Raw genomic sequence first — 8,551 nt, forward strand, 5'->3', positions numbered from 1 at the left:
ATCGTAATAACTTCGTATAATGTATGCTATACGAAGTTATTACGTCTTATTGGGCTCATCTGGTTCTATTGGTAGTTTTAAGAAATCCAAGCCCTGAATCAGGAATTGCTCGCTCCAGAACAAAGAGCTCTTTTAGAGTCTTATACCAATCAAATGGCGTTGGCTCTAGAGGTTGATTATTTACATGAAAGGACAAGAAAGAAGGAATTGGAAGTCGAGCGCGATCAGGCGCGTACCTCCCTGCTAAAATCTATTTTTCACGATTTATGCTTTCCTTTAAAAGTAGTGATTAGCACAGTTAAGCAGTTAAAAAAATAGGGGGAACACAAGTTAGAGAGATCGAAGAAAATATCGATCATGAGATCGATAAACTCAATAGATTGAATAATAACCTTTTTCAAATCATTCAATTAGAGACTCAAGAGCTTGAACTGAAAAAATCTCTTTTTTCGCTAAAAAAGTTATAGACTCCGTTATAAGGACTTCTAAGAAATCTATTCACAAACGGCGTATTCATGTCGATGTACCAAAAACACTTCCTCTCGTTATGATAGATAATAAACTAATTCAAGAAGTCCTGTTCCATTTATTAGATAATGCCATCAAATATTCTCCACCCGAATCGCCTATCCATATTTTAGTAGAAGCAACTCAAGAAAATGTTGTTATCAGTATTGAAGATTTTGGTTCAGGAATTATCCCTCAGGAAAAGAATAAGGTATTTAGAAAATTTTATCGTGGAAAACAAGTTTTGTCTGAGCATGGACTGGGATTAGGTCTGGCAATTTGCCAAAAAATAATTACAGCGCATGAAGGCCGTATTTGGGTAGAAAATATCGAAAATAAAGGCGCTGCTTTTCGCGTTTCATTGCCCCTAAACATGAATCTGACATAAAGAGAAAAATTTTTCTCATGATTTTCCTGAAACATAATCGACTTATAAAGGAAGAATAAAAATGAAAATCAAAATCAGAAAAGCAAAACTGAGTGATATACAAACTATTCTCCTATTGATTTCAAAACTTGCTGAGTACGAAAAAAAGCTGTAGACGATGTTCAACTAACCACGGACAAAATTATTAAACACGCTTTCTGTAGTAAACCTTATTTCAATCTTCTAGTTGCCGAAGCTGAAAATCAATTGGTCGGTTATGCCCTTTATTTTTTCACTTATGCAGCGTCACTCGGTGCTCCTATTCTGTATTTGGAAGATTTATTTGTGTTAGAAAATTATCAACGTCAGGGAATAGGAACAAATTTTTTAGCCAAACTTGCCAAAATTGCTACTAGTCACCATTGCTGCCGTATGGAGTGGCACACATTTTCATGGAACCGTTCAGCCATTGATTTCTATCAATCGATGAACGCTGTTTTAAGGCCTGAGCTGATGCAAGTTCGATTGCAAGAAGAGGCCTTAAAACAATTGGCTACTATGGGCTCAGCTGAAATGGCGTAGGAATCACCGCTTGTGGAAGCTCTTATCCTTTGTCAAGAAAATTAATTTGTTTTTCCCTATTTATGTTGTATGCTAATGGGGCTCAAGGACACTTAACATAAGGGACTCATATGAAAATCAAATTGATTGTATCAGCAATGTCTTTAGGTGCCGTTCTTCTGGCTTCTGGATGTGAGCAATGGAACGCCACTTCTCCTTTTAATGGTTACACGCAAGCCGTACCTGCTACCCCTGCACAAATGAAAGTGGATGCAAAAGTTCTTGGTAGTTTAGTGGTCCTTAATCAAAATGAAATGGCAGCTGCCACTACAGCACAAAGAAAAGCGTCTAGCCCAGCCGTAAAAAATTACGCTGCCTGGATGTATAAAGCTCATAATCAAAATTTGCAAGAAACTCAAAGCCTGAGTCAGAGAATAGGTATTGCGCCAGAAAAGGGGTCCACTGCTCTCCTACTCCAACGACAAGGTCGACAAGAGATGGCAACCTTAAATCGCTTCAATGGTAAAGCTTTTGATAGGGTCTACATCAACGCAATGGTAAAAGATCATGCTGCAGCTTTACACTTGATCGATCATAAATTGAAAATCGAAGCCACAAATCCACAATTAAGAAGACTATTAGAAGTGACTCGTGTGCATGTTGCTGAGCATCTGCAACAAGCCAGAGCAGTTCAAAGAGAAATCGCTCACGGTTAGTACTTCATTTTGATTGAAAAGGGAAAAATAATTTTCCCTTTTTTCTCACAATTTTTATCAAATATTAAGTACGCCCTTCACACCCAATTCCTCATTTTATCTCGAGTCTGGGGTTCTGGCTTGCATATCCCCCATTCATTAGAACTCGAGTAAAATATGCTTAGAAGAACGATTCAATCATATTTCAGATAGTAGTTTGGCTTTAAAATCAAACCCAAAATGCTTAGGTCCGAGTAATTGTAAAGCTGCTGGACTTCGGAAGCTCTCTGGAGCTGATATACCAAAAACTATCACGTTATCGCCTTCATTTAGTTTACCGGTAATGACTGGTTCAAAAGTTGACTGGTCAATCATCGTAATTAGATCAGGACATGCAACCCAAGGTTCATTATTTAACCACGATAAGATATTTTCATTTTTAACCCATATCTTGAATTGATTTTTCTTAAAACTATTAATCCCGTCGATAATAATATGGCCTACATAATATCCATCTTGTACCTCTGCCTTACGTTCAGTAACTTGACCAATGAATAAAATTTTAGCGTGAGTCAATTCTATTATTGATTGAAGAGAGTTGTCTTTTGCTTCCCGCGCTTCTCTCAAAGCTGTACCGACAGACAATGCTTTTGACAAGGTATTCAATAACATGACCGATTTCATTTGTTTCAGTTGCTTTAATAAGGTTGCCTGACCTACCAAACCCAATGATGCAGTAGACATGATCTTGCCTAGGCGTTCTGTCATGTGCAGACCTGTCGTTTTTTATAATTATTTGATTACCATAACGGTCACAACTGGCAATGGGTAATAAATTTACATTATGAATGGCAGGTAAAATCTGAGCGACTTCGGGTAAGGCACGACCTGCATAATCCCCATCAATTGTAGGTACACCAAGCCAAGCAGCTGTAGCAACTGCACCTGAAGTAGCTGCTGCACCTAGTTCGAGTGGAATAACTGCACTGAGTCTAATTTCTTCTTGTTCAAGCAAAAGTTGCGCGGCAGCTGCAGGCATATTCGAAATTACTTCTTGTGTGAGACCGTACTCTTTTCTTGCTTGTTTTACTGTCTCAGTTTCAGGACCCGGTGCTGGCCCCATTAAATAAGGACATATTGTCCATGCCTCACCAGATAATTCTTTCGCATCAATAATGCAAATTTGTTTGCCGGCATCCATGGCTTCACGTAACATTTGTTGTCCAAACAGAGGGTCTCCACCACCTCCTGTAGCAAAAAAACAGCACCCACGTGTGAAGTCTTCAATTTGTTGGTTAGTAGTGATTGTGATCATATATTCCTTAATTTCACAAATTAACGTGAGAATTGTTCACTGGATTTTACAGTGATTGACTGAATCTTCCCTTTTTGATCAAGATGCATGATACCTATATTGTCTGCTTTTTTAATATTATTTGTTTTGTCGGTAAATTGAAATTGGATACAAAATGCAATCTTATTATCTTCTGATATAACATCAATAAATTCAAAATGAGTGATTTTTTCATTATCCTTCCCCCATGAGCAGTGTTTCTCTAACTCCTCTCGAGACAGGGGTTCACCGTTGAACTCTCCTTTCACAGAACTTGCATAATAACGGTCCATATTTTCTACAGAAGATAAAACCCACACATCATAAAACCATGACTCGAGAAATCGTTTTGCAATGATACTCATGTTAATCCCTATAATAATTAGATGAATCGTTTTAACTGTAGCAATGCCTTTAAATTATGTAAATTAAGTGGTTACGGGCCAACAACTTGCTGGAGAAACCAACAGTGTAATACCTCAAACCTCAATGGAAAAATTTTACATTGTCAAAAATAATTATGCCCAAGGTAAGTGAAAACACCTATTTTTGTCTTAGAAAAGATTATAATCCTAGCAATTCGCTCTACTCATACATAGTAACTAAAGTTCCAATTAGCGGACAAAACTGCGGAGCGTCGAGGTTATTTCATTCCTACTTCCTATGATATACCCGTGTTCGAAGCTAGATTCTTCCGGTATGCCAAGGAGCATTGGGATTATATAAGCGACACAGCCAAACCAAATGAGCAGTTTGCTATAATTATTGAGCACCATAAAGTAATTCAGTAGAAGAACCTATAATGGACGAGTCAGTTGACAATGAAATTGAATCTAACTGAATATATCTTGCAAAAACATCTCAACACGAGAGGTGATCACACCGCCGTGATTTTTGTTGATGATCTTGGTACTCATCGCAAATTGACTTATACGAAGCTTTTATCACGAAGTCTGTTGTCTGGCGGAAGGACTTAAAAAATTTCAGTTGCCAATGGGCACTGTCATTGGTATTCAGGCAGACGATGTACGTGAATTGCTAGTATTATTTCTTGCTGCCAATGCCATTGGTTGGGTTCCTATTCCCTTAATACTCAGTTTAAGTGCTGAGGAATGCAATTATATTTTGCGTGATTGCGAGGCCATCTTATTTTTTGCTTGATAAAAAATCGACTTGATTTTCCGTTGCCAACAAATTGTCAATTAATACCGTCCAGTGACTTTAAGCAATTAAAAAGCCATCCTTTTAAAGAACTTCATACCACCACCACTGCCAACGATCCTGCGTTTATATTCTATACTTCAGGCAGCTCTGGACATCCTAAAGGGGTTTTACATGCGCAACAAGTTATTTTGGGCAGAAAACCAAGTCTTGAAAATTGGTTAACTTTAATACCAGAAGATATTGTGATGCAAACAGATAACTTTTGTTGGACTTATTCTATGTTTACAGGTCTCCTCGACCCTCTTTCCGTAGGTGCAACAGCCATCGTATTAACTTTTTCAAATCGCTCAGCCCTGGCTGAAAATCTAATTTCACCGGAGCAATGGATTGCTATTATGCAGTATTATCGCGTCTCTGTGTTGGTATCTACACCTAATATCTATAATTCACTAGTGACATCTCCTTGCTTTAAGTACTTTACTAATCACACACTACGCCAGGCTGGTTCTGCAGGTGCTTTTTTGGTCGATAAAGTTCAGCATTTATGGATGAAACAATTGAAATTGCCGATTTTTATTGCCCTTGGAATGAGTGAAATATCGACCTTTATTAGCACCGGACCGAAAGTACCCTACCATAAAGATCGATTGGGGAAAATTCAACCAGGTAGAAAAGTAACACTCCTTCCTATAGAAGAAGGCTTTATACCTGTACCTATTAATACTGAAGGAATGCTAGCAATTCACAAGGATGAATTGGGCTTCATGATTGGCTATGTTGGATATGAGAGGAATGAATCCTACAAATACCGTGGCGACTGGTTTTTAACCCAAGATATAGTCAGTATGGATGTTGATGGCTATATTCAATATCACGGTCGAGCAGATATGATCATGAAAGTCGATGGTGGTTTTCGTGTTTCAGTGCTTGAAATAGAGAACCAGTTAAAACTACATCCTACTGTCCTTGATGTTGCTTGTACGGCCATTTTTAATGAAAAGAACGCCGCAAATCAATTAATCGCTTATATTGTTGCTACCCAAGTTCATCAGAAAGTAGCTGAAGAATTAAGTCGATTTCTTAAGCAGCATCTTAGCGATTACAAAGTACCTAATTACCTCTATTTTGTAGAGCATTTTCCTCTTAATAATCGCGGCAAAATCATCCGCACAGAATTAGCCAAGCTCATCCCAATCTATCGGTATCAAATAATAAATTAAGCGATTTGCTGTTTCGTTGCTTGCGCCAGGGTATAAAACTGGGGTAAAGAGCAAATTGTTCCTCCGCAAGTAGGAATAGTTACCGGCTTATCATTATAACTTACTCGAATATAATAATTTTTATTGTTCTTAAATAAAGCAAAATCAAGGTGAGAGGCGTAGGGTGGCATATTTTCCAAGGGTGATCCTAAAGTGGCCATGACACTCATAATAGAGCTATCGTGTGCAGAGAATAATACATATTTTAAAGATGATTTTTTCTGCACAGCATTGGCAAAATAATTGTTTACCGCATTAAGAAATGAATGCCCCATAGGATAGCTAACTTGTCTTAATTTAAAATAGTTAACTACGGCCCATTTACCTAATTGAATAATTTCATTCGCGTCGGCATTGCTAATACCCTTTGGCATGGGGATATGGTGAATTCGGCGAATATATAAATTATCGGCAAAAGGAACCAGTTGCTGATAATTTTTCAGCGATAAACCAGTTACACTCCGCCATTTTTTCAATTTCTCTTGCCTATAACTAGTTTGCTCTTGCCAAGCTTTACGACTAATGAAATAAAGCTTTATTAAAGAAAAAATATTTTTACCCGGTGTAACGACTAACAAATTATCCTGACTTTTACTGATTGCATGTACAGGAATACTACCTCGTCTCATTTTAGAGGGATAAAGCCCCAATAAAAAAGCATTGGCACTTGCGATGGTACGCTTGGTATCAGTTGAACGTGCGTAAACTAGCCTTGGATTATAATTAGCCGGTAACAAATGGTATTGCATCACATATTTTTTACGTGTGGCCTTACCAAGCTCTAACTCTTGATACCATCCTATTTGCGTCAACTCGCCAAATCCCCTCTTCCAGTCATGCGGGGAATTAGGAATTTCCTCCAGAGGTGTTCTGTCGCCATGACGAATAAGCTCAAGGACAAATATAAGTTTTTCCTGAGCAAAAGCACTTGAAACAACAGTGATCAAGAGAATAAAGAGGCAGTTTTTTATGAGCGCTTTCATTTGATGTTATGCTGGATTTTTGTTGTCGTATTATTCAACTTATTTGCTGCTACAGCAAGATTAATAAGTTGAATTTAGTGATTCGACCACGAGTTCCATACCTTGCGCACACTGATGCTTCTCGAAGCGCTCAGCGTGAACGCATTGATGTCAAAAATTCCTTAATTTAACGCGATTGCCTCAATGCTTATACGAGATTTTTTACGAATAAAATCAGTCGTTTTTTAGAAACAACGACGAAGTGAATACTCATTAGGAGTATTCACTCTCATTCCTGTTTACTTTATTCCCGTGTTGCAGCCACGCAGTAATACCACCATCAAGATTATAAATATCGAGTTCAGGGTTTTCATCCAACAATTTTTCACAAGCCTGAGCCCCTCGTTTGCCTAGAGCGCAATGAATTACTAGACGTTTGCTTTCCAGCTCTGGCAATGTTCGGAATGAAATTTTTCCAAAGGTAGAGAAATCGCGCCTGGAATATTTTCCTTTTGGTGCTCTTCTGGTTCCCGCACATCAATCAATATCGCTTCTCCTCTATCTAACCAGTCTTTTAGAGTTGCTGGATCTACGGTTTGTATCGGCATAGTGACCTCCTATCGATTATTCCTCTCATAAAGTAGTTCTCTGCTCCATAGATGAACCCCCTGTTGTAGGTATTTCAACCTCAGGAGCAACTTTAATCTCACTTAATCTCTCTTCAATAATACATTGAATATTCTCAGGTGTCGTCAGTGTCTTATCGTTGTAAGTCATAAGTTTTTCTATATCAGCAGAATTAGTAATATCCTCAATTGCTTCCTCGAGTTGTTTTAGTGTCTCTGGATGAGTAGCAATTAATCTTCGTAATCGCGTAATTAATATAGCTTTATTTTCCTCAGGCGATGGTGTTGGGCTTGATTCTTCAATCATAGCCTCTTCTTTAAATGTTTTCCATTTCGTCGACATTTCTACATCTATTTTAGGTCGAGTGCTTCCTATAAACTCAAGCTCGACCCCCTCGGGCTCATTATGGGCGGCTATAATTTTTTCTGAAGTACCATAAACCCCTCTGGAGTAACATTAATTAGCTGTGCTTCATTAGCGTTGACTGCTATTCCAAAAATTTCTTCTATTTTTATAACTTGATCGGATGTTCTGGCGATAACACGCAGAGACAAACTACCGTCTTCGTGCCATGTAGACGTGATAGAAATCTTTCTTTCAGGCCTCACACCATGATCCATTAAAGAAATAAGGGTAGGAATTATTTGCTGTTCATAAGTAGGCTTGACCAATTGCTGGTCTCTTTTTTGGTGATATTGTTCATCAGCTGCGAACATTAATTTCAGCATCTCGCCTTGTGGTATAGTACAAATAGAAAGCTCACCACTCTTTTTAGTCAACTCAATTCCAAATAGTTCTTGAAATTTAGCCGCAACCTCTGGTTTAGATGTGCTTAACGTATAATCACCATTTTCCTTTCTGGTTAGTTCAAAGGGTATTCGTTTACCTGGCGGATCAAAACGCATCGTATTAAGGAAAACAGTGCCGTCATGTGACATGACAGAGGTGGGCGAGAAAATTTTCTCTAACTTGTCGATTAAATCAATTTCATGGCTAGTCAATAACATTCGCTGTTGAAACACCTCTATAATTCTTTGATTACTTTGTAGCTGCCGTTCGTCTTCCTACTTTCGTTT

Annotated in this window: 13 protein-coding genes and 1 pseudogene; 6 read left to right on the forward strand and 8 right to left on the reverse strand. The window is 38.1% G+C overall.

What is annotated here, in order from left to right; all coding sequences use genetic code 11:
- Positions 1 to 105: 105 nt before the first annotated feature.
- From BN58_RS11780 to BN58_RS11795, 4 genes are all read left to right on the forward strand, one after another.
- On the forward strand, positions 106 to 318 hold the full coding sequence (locus BN58_RS11780) for a hypothetical protein (RefSeq protein ID WP_019217009.1): 213 nt from the start codon (positions 106 to 108) through the stop codon (positions 316 to 318).
- Between the two features lie 229 nt (positions 319 to 547).
- Complete coding sequence (locus BN58_RS11785; protein WP_019217010.1) at positions 548 to 895, forward strand: sensor histidine kinase; 348 nt, start codon at positions 548 to 550, stop codon at positions 893 to 895.
- A 183-nt stretch (positions 896 to 1,078) separates the two neighbouring features.
- Positions 1,079 to 1,456, forward strand: a complete 378-nt coding sequence (locus BN58_RS28555) for a GNAT family N-acetyltransferase (protein WP_269570252.1) — start codon at positions 1,079 to 1,081, stop codon at positions 1,454 to 1,456.
- A 110-nt stretch (positions 1,457 to 1,566) separates the two neighbouring features.
- Positions 1,567 to 2,151: a DUF4142 domain-containing protein gene (locus BN58_RS11795; RefSeq protein WP_019217013.1), complete on the forward strand. Its 585-nt coding sequence runs from the start codon at positions 1,567 to 1,569 to the stop codon at positions 2,149 to 2,151.
- A gap of 177 nt (positions 2,152 to 2,328) precedes the next feature.
- Here the strand turns inward: BN58_RS11795 and BN58_RS11800 are convergent, their stop codons facing one another.
- The 3 genes and pseudogenes from BN58_RS11800 to BN58_RS11810 form a co-directional block, all read right to left on the reverse strand.
- Positions 2,329 to 2,898 carry an S-methyl thiohydantoin desulfurase domain-containing protein gene (locus BN58_RS11800; protein ID WP_083852192.1) on the reverse strand — a complete coding sequence of 190 codons (570 nt, stop codon included), beginning with the start codon at positions 2,896 to 2,898 and terminating at the stop codon, positions 2,329 to 2,331.
- Positions 2,899 to 2,926: 28 nt separating this feature from the next.
- Positions 2,927 to 3,445: pseudogene (locus BN58_RS11805) on the reverse strand (S-methyl thiohydantoin desulfurase domain-containing protein); the annotation flags it as partial.
- A 20-nt stretch (positions 3,446 to 3,465) separates the two neighbouring features.
- Positions 3,466 to 3,828 (reverse strand): hypothetical protein, encoded by a 363-nt coding sequence (locus tag BN58_RS11810; protein ID WP_019217014.1) that lies wholly within the window; start codon positions 3,826 to 3,828, stop codon positions 3,466 to 3,468.
- 565 nt (positions 3,829 to 4,393) lie between these two features.
- Between BN58_RS11810 and BN58_RS29910 the strand changes: the two genes are divergently transcribed.
- Together BN58_RS29910 and BN58_RS11825 are read left to right on the forward strand one after the other, a co-directional pair.
- Positions 4,394 to 4,624, forward strand: coding sequence for an AMP-binding protein (locus tag BN58_RS29910; RefSeq protein ID WP_083852193.1), 231 nt, complete (start codon positions 4,394 to 4,396; stop codon positions 4,622 to 4,624).
- Between the two features lie 23 nt (positions 4,625 to 4,647).
- Positions 4,648 to 5,847: an ANL family adenylate-forming protein gene (locus BN58_RS11825; RefSeq protein WP_198009883.1), complete on the forward strand. Its 1,200-nt coding sequence runs from the start codon at positions 4,648 to 4,650 to the stop codon at positions 5,845 to 5,847.
- On the opposite strand, the gene BN58_RS24720 is transcribed toward BN58_RS11825, so the two are convergent.
- From BN58_RS24720 to BN58_RS11845, 5 genes are all read right to left on the reverse strand, one after another.
- Positions 5,844 to 6,869 (reverse strand): histidine phosphatase family protein, encoded by a 1,026-nt coding sequence (locus BN58_RS24720; RefSeq protein WP_019217018.1) that lies wholly within the window; start codon positions 6,867 to 6,869, stop codon positions 5,844 to 5,846. The genes BN58_RS11825 and BN58_RS24720 overlap by 4 nt on opposite strands.
- A 252-nt stretch (positions 6,870 to 7,121) precedes the next feature.
- Positions 7,122 to 7,304, reverse strand: coding sequence for a rhodanese-like domain-containing protein (locus BN58_RS30940; protein WP_156812499.1), 183 nt, complete (start codon positions 7,302 to 7,304; stop codon positions 7,122 to 7,124).
- Positions 7,277 to 7,456: a rhodanese-like domain-containing protein gene (locus BN58_RS28560; protein ID WP_019217019.1), complete on the reverse strand. Its 180-nt coding sequence runs from the start codon at positions 7,454 to 7,456 to the stop codon at positions 7,277 to 7,279. Before BN58_RS28560 ends, BN58_RS30940 begins: the two co-directional genes overlap by 28 nt.
- A 25-nt stretch (positions 7,457 to 7,481) precedes the next feature.
- On the reverse strand, positions 7,482 to 7,817 hold the full coding sequence (locus BN58_RS11840; RefSeq protein ID WP_019217020.1) for a hypothetical protein: 336 nt from the start codon (positions 7,815 to 7,817) through the stop codon (positions 7,482 to 7,484).
- A 71-nt stretch (positions 7,818 to 7,888) separates the two neighbouring features.
- Complete coding sequence (locus BN58_RS11845; RefSeq protein WP_156812500.1) at positions 7,889 to 8,497, reverse strand: hypothetical protein; 609 nt, start codon at positions 8,495 to 8,497, stop codon at positions 7,889 to 7,891.
- Positions 8,498 to 8,551 lie beyond the last annotated feature (54 nt).

Source organism: Legionella tunisiensis, from assembly GCF_000308315.1.
Lineage (GTDB): Bacteria > Pseudomonadota > Gammaproteobacteria > Legionellales > Legionellaceae > Tatlockia > Tatlockia tunisiensis.